Origin of the sequence: Bradyrhizobium sp. UNPA324, from assembly GCF_006658635.1 — a bacterium.
Classification (GTDB): domain Bacteria; phylum Pseudomonadota; class Alphaproteobacteria; order Rhizobiales; family Xanthobacteraceae; genus Bradyrhizobium; species Bradyrhizobium nanningense.
This window is the reverse complement of record NZ_LFJD01000004.1, coordinates 1,846,709-1,862,038: the sequence shown is the minus strand read 5'-3', so window position 1 is coordinate 1,862,038 and position 15,330 is coordinate 1,846,709. Positions and strand designations below refer to the sequence as shown.

At 59.5% G+C, this 15,330-nt stretch carries 10 protein-coding genes; 7 read left to right on the top strand and 3 right to left on the bottom strand.

Annotated features, from left to right (window positions below; genetic code table 11):
- Positions 1-377 precede the first annotated feature (377 nt).
- Both gorA and UNPA324_RS09160 read left to right on the top strand, forming a co-directional pair.
- Positions 378-1,793 (top strand): glutathione-disulfide reductase, encoded by a 1,416-nt coding sequence (gene gorA / locus UNPA324_RS09165; protein WP_246667293.1) that lies wholly within the window; start codon positions 378-380, stop codon positions 1,791-1,793.
- A gap of 550 nt (positions 1,794-2,343) precedes the next feature.
- Positions 2,344-2,745 (top strand): SPW repeat domain-containing protein, encoded by a 402-nt coding sequence (locus UNPA324_RS09160; protein ID WP_141934486.1) that lies wholly within the window; start codon positions 2,344-2,346, stop codon positions 2,743-2,745.
- A 536-nt stretch (positions 2,746-3,281) separates the two neighbouring features.
- On the opposite strand, the gene UNPA324_RS09155 is transcribed toward UNPA324_RS09160, so the two are convergent.
- Positions 3,282-3,737 (bottom strand): hypothetical protein, encoded by a 456-nt coding sequence (locus tag UNPA324_RS09155; RefSeq protein ID WP_141934485.1) that lies wholly within the window; start codon positions 3,735-3,737, stop codon positions 3,282-3,284.
- Positions 3,738-4,183: 446 nt separating this feature from the next.
- Positions 4,184-5,107 (bottom strand): LysR family transcriptional regulator, encoded by a 924-nt coding sequence (locus UNPA324_RS09150; RefSeq protein WP_141934484.1) that lies wholly within the window; start codon positions 5,105-5,107, stop codon positions 4,184-4,186.
- A gap of 293 nt (positions 5,108-5,400) precedes the next feature.
- On the opposite strand from UNPA324_RS09150, the gene UNPA324_RS09145 reads away from it, so the two are divergent.
- Positions 5,401-11,709: an AAA family ATPase gene (locus UNPA324_RS09145; RefSeq protein ID WP_141934483.1), complete on the top strand. Its 6,309-nt coding sequence runs from the start codon at positions 5,401-5,403 to the stop codon at positions 11,707-11,709.
- On the opposite strand, the gene UNPA324_RS09140 is transcribed toward UNPA324_RS09145, so the two are convergent.
- Entirely contained in the window at positions 11,675-12,064 is a 390-nt protein-coding gene (locus UNPA324_RS09140; RefSeq protein ID WP_283810229.1) for a response regulator transcription factor, read from the bottom strand. The genes UNPA324_RS09145 and UNPA324_RS09140 overlap by 35 nt on opposite strands.
- Positions 12,065-12,656: 592 nt before the next feature.
- Here UNPA324_RS09140 and UNPA324_RS09130 point away from each other — a divergent pair.
- From UNPA324_RS09130 to UNPA324_RS36145, 4 genes are all read left to right on the top strand, one after another.
- Positions 12,657-12,863, top strand: coding sequence for a hypothetical protein (locus tag UNPA324_RS09130; RefSeq protein WP_141934480.1), 207 nt, complete (start codon positions 12,657-12,659; stop codon positions 12,861-12,863).
- A 221-nt stretch (positions 12,864-13,084) separates the two neighbouring features.
- The gene (locus UNPA324_RS09125) at positions 13,085-13,720 is read left to right on the top strand and encodes a response regulator transcription factor (protein ID WP_141938780.1); all 636 of its coding nucleotides are present in this window, start codon (positions 13,085-13,087) and stop codon (positions 13,718-13,720) included.
- Positions 13,721-14,364: 644 nt separating this feature from the next.
- A complete protein-coding gene (locus UNPA324_RS09120) occupies positions 14,365-14,814 on the top strand; it encodes a winged helix-turn-helix domain-containing protein (RefSeq protein WP_141934479.1) in 450 nt (149 codons plus the stop codon).
- 121 nt (positions 14,815-14,935) lie between these two features.
- Complete coding sequence (locus UNPA324_RS36145) at positions 14,936-15,277, top strand: redoxin domain-containing protein (protein WP_141938778.1); 342 nt, start codon at positions 14,936-14,938, stop codon at positions 15,275-15,277.
- Positions 15,278-15,330 lie beyond the last annotated feature (53 nt).

Below are 15,330 nucleotides of genomic sequence, written 5' to 3'. Positions count from 1 at the left end.
TGACCGGATCGGCTGGACAAAGCAGAAGCCCTGTGGCCACACACGTTAGCCGTCGGACCGCGCTTGCCGGGCCTCTGTCTGCCCAATCGGGTGGCGTAAGATCTGCTCGACGCCGATACTGAATCCAAAAAGCGACGCCGAGAGTCCGAAGTAACAGCGCGCGCGGTAGAACTCAGGCCATTCGGCTCCAGAGTAGCTGCCGGTCTGACAGGACATTGGTAACGCGCGTGCATCAGCGCACGCATCTCAACCGGCCTCACAGAATGAACTGGATACCTGACTTGAGTAATACAAATGGATTGCAGGGTCCACGAGACGGGTCGAGGCCGGCGGCCGACGCTTCAAAGCCTCCCCACGACCCGGAGTTCGACGTCGACCTGTTCGTCATCGGCGGCGGTTCAGGAGGCGTACGGGCCGCGCGCGTTGCAGCCGGGTATGGCGCGAAGGTGATGCTCGCCGAGGAGTACCGGCTGGGAGGGACGTGCGTTATTCGCGGCTGCGTGCCGAAGAAGCTGTTTGTCTACGCGGGCCGCTTCCGCGGCACATTCGACGAGGCTACAGAATTCGGTTGGCACTTACCGGTTCCTCGCTTCGACTGGCCGTCGCTCGTGGCGGCGAAGGACCGCGAGATTGCACGTCTGGAAGGGCTGTATGGCGCCGGCCAAGAACGTGCAGGCGTCGAGGTCGTGAGGTCTCGCGCTGTGCTCGACGACGCGCATACGGTGCGCCTCCTCCAGGACGGCCGTCGCGTGCGGGCGCGCACGATTTTGATCGCAACAGGCGCACGCCCCGCACTGCCTCCCTTCGAGGGCATTGAGCTCGGTATCACCTCGGATGACGTCTTCGACATGAAGACATTCCCCAGGAGGCTTGTAATTGGGGGCGCCGGATACATTGCAATAGAGTTCGCCGGTCTGTTCGCCGCGTTGGGAAGCGACGTCACCGTCGTCTGCCGCGGAAGCAATGTCCTCCGCGGCTTTGACGAGGATGTGCGCCAAGCGATGGCCGGGTCCTACACGAATCGTGGCATTAAGCTGATGTTTTGCGACAGCATCTGCCGCCTCAAGAGACGTGACGGGAACGTCGGCGATGGCGGCGACGCAGGAAGGATTGACGTTACGACCGAACAGGGCGGGAGGCTGGTGGCCGACCAGGTACTGCTCGCCTTCGGGCGCGCTCCGAACACGAGTTCGCTCGGACTCGATCGCGCCGGGGTCAAGACTTCGGCGGAGGGCGGAATCATCGTAGACGCTAACTCGCGCACGAACATCGGCAATATTTACGCTGTGGGCGATGTGTCGGACCAATTCAACTTAACGCCCGTCGCTATCCGCGAAGGCCAAGCTTTCGCCGACACGCTGTTCGGCAAAAAGCCGTCGCAGGTCGACTACTCCAATATACCAACCGCGGTCTTCTCCAGCCCGGAGATCGGCACTGTTGGTCTGACGGAGCTGGAAGCCAGAGCTCGGCACCTCGCAGTCGACGTCTACAAGGTCCGCTTCCGCCCATTGAAGGCGGCCGTAACAGGGGATTGCGAGGCCTCTCTTCTGAAGGTCATCGTGGATAGCGAGTCTGACCGGATCCTCGGGATCCATATCTTCGCTCACGAGGCCAGCGAGTTGATCCAGGTGCTCGCGATCGCCATAGGCAGTGGAGCAACAATGAAAGACTTCATGTCGGTCATGGCGGTACATCCAACAGTTGGCGAGGAGATCGTCGGAATGCGTACGCCGACCGTGCGTTACGATCGGCGCGACGCCGCCGCACCACTCGTCTCAAGCGCCTCTGTTTGATTCAGCCGCAGCTGGCTCGGAAGGACGGAGCGCCCCGGGAAGTTGAGATTCCTAAATGTTAAAAGCTTAGAGCGACCGCGAAACAATCGATAAGGTCGGGCCGCCTCCATAGCGTCGAGAGCGCTGCGGGTTTGTGCCGCTTGCCTAAACCAGCCACTCGTCGAGCCGGCTCGCTTGCTCACGCGCGAACATCTGAAATCTCCAATCCAGGTTCATAATTCCCTTTTATTCGACCCGACACTCGACCCTATCAAGGTAGTCCGCCCCTGAAGGAACGGATAAGCGCATCAGCTGGTACTTTCGCACGAGCAAGGGCGAGCAAGAGCAGTCGCCATTTCGCTGGCCCATGGCGAGGCGCGAGTGGAATGGAAACGATAACGATCCGTCATTTCTAATGTTTGGCGTTCCGGCATACCTTTCGGTGCGTCTAACCGGACTCGCGACCGTTGTGCACAGTGTCCGCCGCCTTGGCGAGGTCCGATCGTCCTCTTGGATCGGGGCAATCTCCTGGTCGCAAGGGCCGGCCCCAGCAATCGCGCAGGAGTCACCGATGTCATTTCGCTTCATCACCAAGTCTTTCCACGCCTATCTGATAGACTATCCCGTCGCGTTCGTCCTAATCGCGGCGCCGTTCGTGCTGAAGCTGGGCCAGAGCGGACCGTTCGCAATGTGGCTTTCGGTTATTGTCGGTGTCGCCGCGCTGCTCTTGGCCGCCATGACCGACCATCCCACCGGGTTGGTCCGCATCATTCCTTATTGGCTGCACCTTTGGGTCGATCGTGTAGTCGGCGTTGTATTTGCTATCGTGCCGTTTGCCTTAAAATTCGCTCAGCTAGATGCCCAGTACTACTGGCTCCTCGCCGCCGCTATCCTGCTCACGACTTCTGTTTTTAACGCGCCTGAGGAGCCTGTTGTGACGCCTTCGGGATTGTCTCGGCGGCACAGCAGTTGAACTCCCCATCAAAGTCGAGGGGTGATAGCGGCATCTCCGTCGCAATGGGTCAGTACCTCGAAAATACAGGATCCGCCCCAGTTCGTTTTGTGGCAGGGTTTAAGAGGAGCTACCTCACCGGAGGTCAATGACGCGGCCGGAGCTTGTCGTAGCGCATCTGGAGTTGCTGACGAGCGATGGCGCACTTCTGAAGACCAAAGGCTCTCGTGAGGTCCTAGATGTAGCAGAACGCAACGCTATCCTTCCGCTCATCCGTTTGCGGCGGGTGCCCGGATCTCGGTCAATAAAGCGTTCAACGTGCCTCCATGATTTCACTTGATTTGCCGCGCGACTGTGACGCGCAACATGCTGGCGATTGAAAATCGATCGGCCTGCCGTTCTGAGACCAAGCCGATTAGGTCTGTTTCTTGACGGTTTGATCGGCGTGGTCGGAAAGGGCGTCACTGGTGTCGAGGCAGCTTTGCCGGCTCCGTATTGCTCGCGTTCCTTGTTTCCTCCCGGCCTTGACGGCCTGCTGATTTCGGACACCGAACGGGTCAGTCTCGCGGGATGGAGTCGACTTCCGGGCCCGGCTCGATAATAAACCCCGCGAGCGTGGCGAGAACACAGGCGACCGCGGCGATAGCCATCGGCAGATGGAACCGCGAGAACAGCAGAGGCCCGCCCTGCTGCAAGACGCCGCCGAGCAGGTGCGATGGCGAAGAGCGACCCGGCGCGCGAGACTGCGCTGTTGACGCCAGACGCGGTTCCGGCGCGATCGAATTCCAGCGCCAGCAGCAGGATGCTAGGGAAGACGTCCGCCCAATAAGTCGCATTCGAATCGACATGGAGCGCCATAGCCATCCCAAGGCAACAACGGCGCCGGCGGCGAACAATGGCGAGCCTCGGCCGAAGCGGCTGCAGATCATCCCGGCAAGCGGCAAGAGGATCGGAATCACCAGCGTCGGCCGGTGCGCCGCCCGGATCATCACAAATTGGATTAAGGTTCGCATGACCGTGAACGCTCCGTAGAGGAACGCGGTGAACGCGCCGACAGCCGACCCGCGAGGCGAAGAGGGACGGGCGCAGCATGGGCGTTGTCGCCTAATCGCCGTTCGATCCGATGAGGCAGGCTAAGCCGCTCACGCCGACGATGAAGGTGACGAGCACCCTAAAATTCACACCGGAACCGTTGGTCGGGCTTGTCAGCCCGGCGCCCAGCCCGCCGAGCCCACTTTGTCGAAAAGACCGCCCCGCCTATGTCGATCCGGCCCTGGTTGGTCGGGCGTCCTTGGGTATCCAAACGACGCCGACGGCCAGCGCGCCGATCTTCCTTGAATTGCGCGTTCTGGCCTTTGGCCGATGCAATGCTCGGGGAGGTGACGGCGCGCCCGCATGACCAACGTCTGAGACTTCTCGCCGGACCTCCTCCTGCCGGGCGCAGACGGCCGTCTCAGTCCTACGAGCAGCTGCGCCGCAACGGCCCCCTCGTCATGCCGTATGGGCTATCGACCGACCAGTCGCGAAGCCGCGCGACCTTGACGAAAGCGTCCAGCGCGGGGGAGTGGCGGCGCCCCTGCACAGCCAGCAACCGCACCTCTCGCGAAACCGGGTCGCCTTCGAGCGGAACGGTCTTGAGCGTCGGAAGGCGCGGCATGTGCTCGGGCGCGAGCATCACGCCGAAGCCAGCCGCCGCCATGTGCTGCAGGTGCAAGTCGTGACTGCTGCGGTGCCGGAGGCGGGGCGGCTCATCGGGGAAATATGACCGTTGGATCTTTGGGGCGACGTCGCATCCCGCGCGCTCCAGCACGATGGTCTCGCGCAGGTCGTCGACGCCGATCGAGGCACGGTTTGCGAGCCGGTGCGTCGGCGCGAGAACCGCGACGTAGCGCTCCTCGAACAGCGACCAGTAGTCAATGCGGGCTGGTATGTCCTGCACGTCCCCGACCAAAGCGGCGTTGATCTCACCTTCAAGCAAGAGGTCGACGAGCTTCTCCGGTGCGCCCTCACGCAGCTCAACGTGAAGTCCGGGGACAGCCTCTGCGATCTCCGCGATCGGGTCGAGGACGAGCGACGCCGAGATGGAGTGAGCGAGGCCAATCTTCAGTGGCGCGACCTCCTTGCGTTGGAACTCCTGGGCTCTGCGACGCACCGCCTCCGCCGAGGCCAATGTGTGCTCGAGCATTGGGAGGACTTCCTTCCCAAGATCCGTGAGCTGCGTCAACTCGCGCTCGCGGTGGATCAACTGGCCGCCGAGCCTTTGCTCGAGTCTCTGCACCCCCTTGGTCAGGGCGGGCTGCGTGACATTGCACTGCTCGGCTGCGCGGGTGAAATTGAGTGTGGACGCGACGGCGAGGAAGTAGCGAACTTGATAAAGCTCCATGGGTTGACTTTCCTTAAGGGTCGCAGTTGTGCTCCCGAGTTCCCCTGGAACTACCGGGCAGCGCCCCTTATTGACCCGCTTGCGCCACTGTAGCGAGTAAAGCCCGGCAAATCGTTCCAAATTGCTGCATAAAATACGAGGATCCGCGTCCCCCATATCCAGCAAGACTAAGGGACGGCTGGCCTTTCTGGGGCGAGGGAGTACGATTTTCGCCAGGTTGGAAAGAGGCCGGGCGTATGGCGCACGAAGAGCTTGATCAGCCGACTTCATGCCGAAGCCCGAGAGGCTGACAGATGGTGCGGCAGTCGCCGAACGTCCCGTGCTCGGATCGTAGCTCTCAGGTGTTGTGGGAGGACGGCGAGCGCGTGTTCAGCCGTGGCTGGCGACTGGACGACAATGGCAACCGGCTCGCCGTGCTGCTTGTTGCCCCTGCCGCCGACCACCCATCCCGGATAAGCCTCGATCGCCTCACGCACGAATACGAGCTCAAAGATGAGCTCGACGGGACATGGGCAGCGCGGCCACTGGCCCTCATGCGCGACGCTGGTCGGACCGTGCTGGTGCTCGATGATCCGGGCGGCGAACCGCTCGACCGTTTGCTCGGTGGGCCGATGGAGGTAGGATGCTTCTTACGCCTGGCTATCGCTGTTAGCTCGGTTCTGGGCAAGCTTCATCAGCGCGGGCTCATCCACAAAGACATCAAGCCAGCTAATCTCATGGTCGACTGCGCGGATGGACGCGCGCGGCTAACCGGGTTCGGCATTGCATCGCGCCTGTCCCGCGAGCGGCAGGCGCCCGAGCCGCCCGAGACCATCGCCGGTACGCTTGCCTACATGGCACCCGAACAAACCGGGCGGATGAACCGCTCGATCGATGCCCGCAGCGATCTCTACGCCCTCGGCGTCACGTTGTACCAGATGCTCACGGGCATTCTGCCTTTAACGGCGGCCGATCCCATGGAATGGGTGCACTGCCATATTGCCAGAAAGCCGGTGCCGCCAAGGGAGCGGTTAGAGAGTGTCCCGGCGCCCATCTCGGCGATCATCATGAAACTGCTCGCCAAGACACCTGAGGATCGTTACCAGACCGCTGGCGGTGTCGAGCGCGATCTGCGACGCTGCCTGGCGGAATGGGAAGCGCGCCGCCACATCGATGCCTTCCCGCTCGGCCTGCAGGACATGCCGAGCCAGCTGCTGATGCCCGAAAGGCTGTACGGACGGGATCGTGAGATCGCGACGTTGCTTTCTTGCTTCGATCGCATCATCAAGACCGGTGTGCCAGAGTTGGTGCTGATCTCAGGATATTCCGGCATCGGCAAGTCCTCAGTCGTCGACGAACTACACAAAGTGCTGGTGCCGTCGGGCGGCCTGTTCGCGTCCGGCAAGTTCGACCAGTACAAGCGCGATATCCCTTACGCGACACTGGTGCAGGCTTTTCAAAGTCTCGTCCGGCCCCTCCTCAGCAAGAGTGAGACCGAGTTAGCATGCTGGCGTCACGCGCTTCTGGAGGCGCTGGGACCGAACGCGCGGCTCATGATAGACCTCATTCCCGAACTCAAGCTAATCATCGGAGACCAACCACCGGTTCCTGAGTTGCCGCCACAGCAGGCGCAAAGCCGTTTTCAACTCGTATTTCGGCGATTCATTGGCGCATTTGCCCGACCGAACCATCCACTGACGCTCTTCCTCGACGACCTGCAGTGGCTCGACGCAGCGACCCTCGATCTGCTTGAGGATCTGCTGACGCGTTCAGATTTGCGGCACCTCATGCTGATCGGTGCCTATCGCGACAACGAAGTTGATCCCGCTCATCCGATAATGAGAAAGCTCGACACCATCAAGACCGCCGGCGGAAAGGTCGTGGAGATCACGTTGTCGCCACTCGCCCGAAAGCACGTTGGGCAATTGGTTGCGGATGCTCTTCGCTGCGAGTTGGACCGGGCCGCGCCACTTGCGAAGCTGGTGCACGTGAAGACCGGCGGCAATCCGTTCTTCGCCATTCAGTTCCTGTCTTCGCTCGCCGAGGAAGGATTACTCACATTCGATCATGATGGCGCGCGCTGGTCGTGGGATATCGACCGCATTCACGCCAAGGGCTACACCGACAACATCGTCGATCTTATGGTCGCGAAGCTCACTCGCCTGCCGACCGAGGCGCAGAATGCATTGCGGCAGCTGGCTTGTCTCGGAAACATTGCCGAGAGCACAGCACTTTCGATGGTGCTCGGGATTTCGGAGGGGCAGCTCGATACGACGCTATGGCCGGCCCGCCATCAGGGGCTGGTCGAGCGTGTACCAGGCGCCTACCGGTTCGTCCACGATCGCGTTCAGGAGGCCGCCTATGGGCTGATCCCGGCGGAACTGCGTGGCGAGGCGCACCTTCGAATAGGGAGACTGCTCACGGCGCATACGCCTCCCGAAAAACCGGAGAAGGCGATCTTCGATATCGTCAATCAGCTCAATCGCGGGGCGAGCTTAATGACCTCGATGCAGGAGCGCGAGCAGCTCGCCGCGCTCAATCTGCTCGCGGGCGAGCGTGCTAAAGCCTCAACTGCGTACGTCTCGGCGCTGAACTATCTCACCGCCGGTACCGCATTGTTGGCGGAGGATTGCTGGGTGCGCCGGCGCGAGCTCCCCTTCGCGCTTGAACTGAATCGGGCCGAATGCGAGTTCCTCACCGGTGCGCTGGCGGAAGCGGAGCGGCGCTTGGAAGCGCTTTCGGCTCACGCCACAAATCCGGTCGAGCGAGCGACCGTCGCGTGTCTGCGCGTGGATCTGTACGTGACCCTCAACCAGAGCCCCCGCGCGGTCGCCGTCGGTCTCGATTTCCTCCGGCATCTCGGCGTCGAGTGGTCGCCGCATCCGACGGCGGAGGAAGCGCGCCGCGAATACGAGCGGATCTGGTCAACCCTCGGAGACCGGCCGATCGAGGCGCTTGTCGAGCTGCCTTTGTTAAGCGACCCGGCATCCCTGGCAACCCTTGATGTTCTGATCAAGCTCGCGGTGCCTGCCTTGCATACGGATGCGAACCTGCTTTCCCTAGTCAGCTGCCGGGCAATCAACCTTAGCCTCGAGAGTGGCAACGGTGACGCATCGAGCCTAGCCTATATAGCGCTTGGCGTCGTCGCTGGGCCACGATTCGGCGACTACCAGGCCGGATTTCGATTTGGGCAGCTCGGCTATGATTTGGTCGAAAAGCGAGAGCTAAAGCGCTTCCAGACCGGGATTTTTCTCAATTTTGGGAGCATGGTGATTCCTTGGACGAGACATATCCGGGGTGGCCGCGATCTGGTGCGTCGCGCGTTGGAAGCCGCAAACCGAAGTGGTGATCTCAATTTTGAGGCGTCCTGCTACGCCCACCTGAACACTAACCTTCTCGCGGCGGGCGATCCACTCGATGAGGTGCAACGCGAGGCCGAGCGTGGTCTCACGTTTGCGCTGAAGATGCGCTTCCGTCTCGCCATTGACCGCATCCGAACCCAACTCGCATTGGTTCGGACTCTTCGCGGCTTGACGCCGACATTTGGCACATTTGACGAAGAGGGCTTCGATGAGCATCTCTTCGAGCACGGTTTGGCAAATAACCCAGGGTTGGCGCTGGCCGAAGGCTGGTACTGGATCCGCAAGATGCAGGCGCGCTTCTTCGTCGGCGACAACGCGGGCGCCCTCGAGGCCTCAGGGAGGGCGCAACGGCTGCTGTGGACATCACCGTCAATGTTCGAAACGGCGGAGTTTAGCTTCTATGATGCGCTTGCTCATGCGGCGTCATGTCATCGGGCCCCTCCCAAGGAGAGACAGCAACATTTTGAAGCTCTTGTGGCCCACCACAAACAACTCGAAGTATGGGCAAAACACTGTGCGGAAAACTTCGAGAACCGCGCTGCATTGGTTGGTGCAGAGATCGCCCGGATTGATGGCCGCGCGTTCGATGCCATGAGCCTATATGAACAAGCCATCCGTTCGGCACAGGCAAACGGCTTTGTCCACAACGAGGCGCTCGCCAACGAGTTGGCGGCGCGCTTCTACACCGCGTGCGGCTTCGAGCAAATCGCGAACCTATACCTGCGAAACGCCCGGGACTGCTACCTGCGCTGGGGCGCGGACGGCAAGGTGCGCCAACTCGATGCGATGTATCCGTACCTCAGAATGGAAGAGCCCACACCTGCTCCGACAAGCACAATCGCAGCGTCTGTTGAGCAACTCGACCTAGCAACAGTGATCAAGGTGTCGCAGGCCATATCGGGCGAGATCGTGCTGGAGAAGCTGCTCGAAACGCTTATGCGCACGGCGCTTGAACAGGCCGGCGCCGAGCGAGGCTTGTTGATTGTTTCACGCGAGGCTGAGCAGCGGATCGTCGCCGAAGCCACGAGCGGTGGCGACTTGGTGACGGTACATGTGCGCGACGCGGACGTGACTGCGACAGTACTGCCGGAGTCGGTGCTCCACTATGTCCTACGCACCCGGGAAAGCGTTATTCTCGACGATGCGTCATCTCACAATCCATTCTCTGCCGATGCCTACATCATTAAGAGTTATCTCCGCTCTGTTCTCTGTTTGCCGTTAATCAACCAGGGAAAGATTACAGGCATTCTCTACCTGGAGAACAATCTGGCACCCAGAGTCTTTACGCGCGACCGCGTCGCTTTGTTGACGGTGCTTGCGTCGCAGGCGGCGATCTCGCTCGAAAATTCGCGGCTTTATCGCGACGTCGCAGATCGCGAAGGGAAGATTCGGCGTTTGGTTGACGCTAACATCATTGGGATCATTATTGCCGACCTCGAAGGTCGAATTCTTGAAGCCAATGACGCGTTTCTACGGATCGTAGGATATGACCGGGAGGACTTGGTCTCAGGCCGCGTGCGCTGGACCGAGCTGTCCCCGCCCGAATGGCGCGAGCGGGACATATTGACCCAGACGGAGCTGCGCTCAACCGGGATAGTTCAGCCCTTTGAGAAAGAGTATATTCGCAAGGATCGCAGCCGCGTTCCTGTGCTTATTGGCGCCGCGATGTTCAAGGAAGGAGGTGATAAAGGCCTCGCCTTCGTGCTTGATTTGACCGAACGCAAACGTGCCGAGGACAGGCTGCGCCGCACCGAAGCCTGGCTAAGCCAAGCACAGAGGCTAAGCCGTAGCGGAAATTGGGTCTATAGTGCGACAACAAAACTGTATATTTATTGGTCTGACGAGAGCTACAGAATCTGGGGGTTTGATCCGCTGCAGGGCCTTCCAAGCCGTGAGGACATGTGGCGACGCATTCACCCAGACGATCGAGACCGAGTATGGGAAATAGTCCAAGAAGCATTGCAACAGAAAACGGATTTCACAACCGAGTTCAGAATCTTACTGCCGGACGGAACAGTCAAATACCTTGAAGGGACCAGCCATCACCTGTTTTCCTCCGAGGGCGAACTGTTGGAGGCTATGACCTCGACCGTTGATGTGACGCAACGCAAGCTTACCGAGCAAGCTTTGCGCGAAAGTGAGCGAAGTTTGCGCTCGGCGATTGATGGGATACCGGGCCTCGTTGCGATCTTGGCCCCGAATGGTGACCTCGAAGCCGTAAATCGTCAGATCTTTGAGTATTGCGGCCAGTCACTGGAAGAGCTTAGGAACTGGGGCGCGAACGGAACGATACACCCCGATGACCTTCCCCATCTCGCCGAAGTCTTCACAAAATCAATCGCTGCCGGCGTTCCCTATGGAGCCGAAGCACGCGTGAGGCGCTTCGACGGTGCGTATCGTTGGTTTGAGATCCGCGGTATTCCGGTCCGAGATGCCTCGGACCGCATCGTTCGCTGGTATTCTCTGCTGACTGATACCGAAGATCGCACACAAGCGTTGGCGCGGCTGCAGCAGGTGCAGGCAGATTTTGCTCACATCAATCGCGTGAGCATGATGGGAGAGTTAGCAGCCTCGCTGTCGCACGAAATCGTGCAACCGATCGCCAGCGCACGCAACAATGCCCGGGCGGCTCAGAATTTCCTAGAGGCGGAGCCGCCGAATCTGGTCGAGGTCAAGGAAGCACTTTCCTGCGTCGTCGGAGACGCTGATCGCGCCGGTGAAATCATCGATCGCATCCGAGAGCAAATCAAGAAAGCGCCGCCGCGAAAGCAATGTTTTGACCTCAACGTCGCGATCAACGAAGTGATCGTATTGGCTCGAAGTGTGACCTTCAGGAATGGCGTTTCGGTCAAGACCCGGCTTGCAGAGAGACTAGTTTCGGTTCTGGGCGATCGCGTTCAGCTGCAACAGGTCTTGCTCAATCTTATTCTGAATGCGGCTGAAGCAATGGGTTCGATGGACGAGGGGGCGAGAGAGCTGTTGATCAGCACAGAGGAAGACCAAGCAGGCGCCGTTGTGGCCGTGCGCGATTCTGGGCCGGGCATTGGTCCGGAACATCTCGACCGGGTCTTTGATGCCTTCTACACTACGAAGCCCGGTGGAACGGGTATGGGGCTGTCGATCTGCCGGTCTATCATCCGCGCTCATGGCGGCAAGCTATGGGCGGAGGCGAACGAACCCCGCGGCGCCGTGTTCCAGTTCACACTGCCGGGAGCGGAATGGGAGCTCACGACCCCTCATCAGACGAGCTTGCCGACTTGAGAGCCGCGCAAACACATCGTGTGAGATGGTCCTCATCCACCGGCTTACGCAGATAGCACAAGACCCCATCGTTCAGAGCTCGAGCCCGGTCGGCATCATTGGGAAAGGCCGTCACGAGGATTGTCGGTATCGCGTTGCCAATGTCGATAAGATGCCGGTAGAGTTCGAGCCCAGTCATGGCAGGCATATGAATGTCGGCGATTAGGCAAGCTGTTTCGGCAAGCCGCGGGGAGGCGAGAAAATCGGCTGCAGACGAGAAGATGTCGACCGTATAGCCCAGCGATCTCATGAGCCTGCACATGGACTCACGAAGGGACCGATCATCTTCAACGACCGAAACCAGTACCTTTTTCATCACGCAGCCTATGGCCATTTCCTGGACCCGTCGTGGGCAGCCAATTATCCAATCATAGTGACGCTCCGCATCGAATTGCTTGATATCTGAGAGAATGCCACCAGTGTGCCGCCTGTGCCCCGTAAACTTTGGTTTATCTGGACCATGATTGCGAAGCCAACCCGGGATGGCTTGATCGAGGCCTCCGCCAGACGAAAGCAGTCGCGGGATCGCAGCGGGCGAACTCTAGAACTCGCCCGAGCGCCGTAAACCTTCGTATCATCGTCCCGCTCCCTTTGCATGCTCGCGCTTAACCTGCGCTCAATTGAGCCGTTGGTGACAATCCTCTTAGTCTTGGTGCGTCCGAGATGCACACAGGCCAAAAGGAGAAAACAATGACTTACCGCTCGGAAAGTCATGGGTCCGACAAGGCCATGCGATGCGCAGTCTGTGAGGGCAAGTTTGGTCTCGTCCGGCATTATTCGTGGCGAACGCCGCTTTGCTCGAGGAAGTGCCTCGATCGCTTCAAGGCGCGCCGCCAAAGTGACCACAATTGGATAGGCTGGTTCCAAATCGCTTGCGGCCGACCGTCCGAAAACCGCGCGAGGGCGTCATGACGCTTCAGATCTCACAACGAGGCAAGGAATATTTGAAGATAGCGCGGTGTTTGCTTCGGACTGCGGGAACCATGACTGACCAACTGATTGCGGCTCAGCTTAAGGCTCTTGCCGATGACTACGAGCGGCGAGCCGAGAAGGCGTCGCTTGCAGCAAAGGCATTGGTTCATCCGACGAGCGCTGACTACGAGTGGCACTCATGAGCTGATGGGCAGCTTTCCTCAGCAGCTATCGGACCCGTCAGACAGTGGACTTCAGCCGAAGATCGAGCCGTGTCAGCGCGGGTAAGCTTTGATGTGCCCGGCGCGCATCCTTCAAAAAAAGGGCTGTTCAGGTCTAAGGATTGGGACTAGAAATGCGCAATCTGCCGGACCTGCAAACCAAGATACAGGCTGATTTTCGTGATCTCTTCCGAGTGGCAGCGATGTCTGACGCGACCTCCACAGTGTTGGTCATCGACGACGATCCGGATCTCCGTGCGTCGGTCGGACGCCTGCTGCGATCGCTCGGAATTGACGTTCAGCTATTTGCCTCCATTTCCGACTTCCTCAAATCCGATCCACCGGATTGTCCCACCTGCCTGGTGCTCGATATCAGATTGCCTGGCCAAAGCGGCCTTGATTTCCAGCGCGAGCTAGCTGCGGCAAACAGGGAGATCCCGATCATCTTTGTCACGGGTCACGGCGACATACCGATGTCCGTGCAGGCAATGAAGCGGGGTGCGATCGAGTTCCTGACCAAACCGTACCGCGACCAGGATCTTCTCGATGCCATTCAGCTTGGCTTGGCCCGCGATCGCGCGCGGCGGGAAAATGACAGGGACTTGGTTTCCCTTAGACAGCGTTTCGCCTCCCTTAGTCCCCGGGAGCGCGAGATCGTAATTCAGGTGGCCCGCGGTCGTCTGAGCAAACAGATTGCCCACGATATCGGCATCGCCGAAGCCACGGTGAAGGTCCATCGCAGCAGGGCGATGCAGAAGATGCAGGCCGGTTCGCTTCCAGAACTCGGCCGGATGGCTGACAAGCTCAATCTGGTGCCTGTTACACCGCAACGCTCTTAAGACGCGGTTTTGCGGGATCTACCATTCGCGCGCCAGGCTGAGCTAACAGCCGCGCAATCTCCCAAGCATTCCAAGAGAAAAAGGCCAGCGGGCGCTACGCCGCCGACCGTTTCTTTGCAATTGCCGGCTCGCGGGTCCGGTTCCGCTGCGAGTCTCCTCTCCGAGCGCCAGAGCAAACCACGAGCGGCTGGTATGCACTGGCGGTAAGCATCGATTGACTTGTTACCACACAGGGGCCGTCGACTCTATCGTACGTCAGTATTGCGCGATTGTTCCAAGGAAGGTTCGACTACCGATTTTGGATACTGCGAATTGTGCGCCGGTTTGTCGATTGCGGAGTGCCGCGCAGACGCGCGGTGGCCTGAAGTTCTCCTGTCGGGTTAGTATTGGGATGTGTAACAAGCCCTGTTTTCGCGAACTAATTACAATCTGCGGTATCTCCGTTACTTGAACCCGCCATACCACTCGCAATCCGCCGCTCGATCGACGCCGTCCACCGGCTTGTAAATCTTGGTTTAAGCAACGCAACCAAATCTGTCGTTGGTGCCACGCCCGTCGAATATCCGTCGTACTCCAAATGAATCAGATTACAGGTCGCCAGCATCTTTGTGGGAATCAGCCATGGCAAAGCGAGCGAGGTCATTATGCAATCGAGTGCACCTTCCGAACGCCTGGAGCAACTTCATCTCGAGCCAGAGCTTGACGTCGAACGCGCCCTTCAGCGTCGGGCTGCGGCCGGGCCACTCTTCAAGGAACCAACCAAACCAGTTGGCGCAGCAACGCCAACAGAAGTTTCGTTTGGACCGTTTCGCCTTCTTCGATCGCAGTTCCTTTTGCTGGAAGGCGATAAGCCCGTTCCTCTCGGAAGTCGAGCTCTGGAAATTCTGATTGCTTTGCTCGAACGCAACGGAGAGTTAGTCAGCAAACAAGATCTGATGGCTCGCGTGTGGCCCAACGTGTTTGTTGAGCCCGCCAACCTCTCGGTTCATGTTTCAGCGCTGCGTCGCGCATTGCGTGACGGTCAGGCTGGGAATCGCTTCATCGTCAACATCCCCGGACGCGGCTACTGTTTCGTCGCCTCAGTCGCTATGTAGGCTTACGAGAATTGAGCGCAACCGGTGGAATCATACGCGAGAATTCGGTTAGGCCATATTCACAATGATGAACGGCTGCTCTGCTGTTTGTCACGACCAGGATCATGCCTAACAAAGAGCTATTCAGGCCGGAGACCAGGCTCCCGAATTCCGGCTGCGCGATCCTTGGTGGAAAACGATTTCATCGTACGCCGTTCTAAACAGTCGCCCAGTCCCCATTGCCTTCTATAGGGGAGCATGGTGTCCCTATCGCAAGCGGGATCTGCGCGCCATCCAAGCGGCCGCGCGGCAACTCCGCACGTCGGATGCTGCCGATCCCGGCGACTTCCGTGACGATCAAGGCGTCGTCGTGGAGGACGCCTTCGTTGAACCTGACTTTACGTTCCGGCAAGAACCAGCCGATGTCCTGAACAAGGTTCGTCAGGTTTCCGGGCCTCAGGTCGAGGGCTGTCTCTGCATCTGACGAATGATATCGGTCGGAGAAAATCAATATTCTCCAAGAGTCGCCTTCATCAT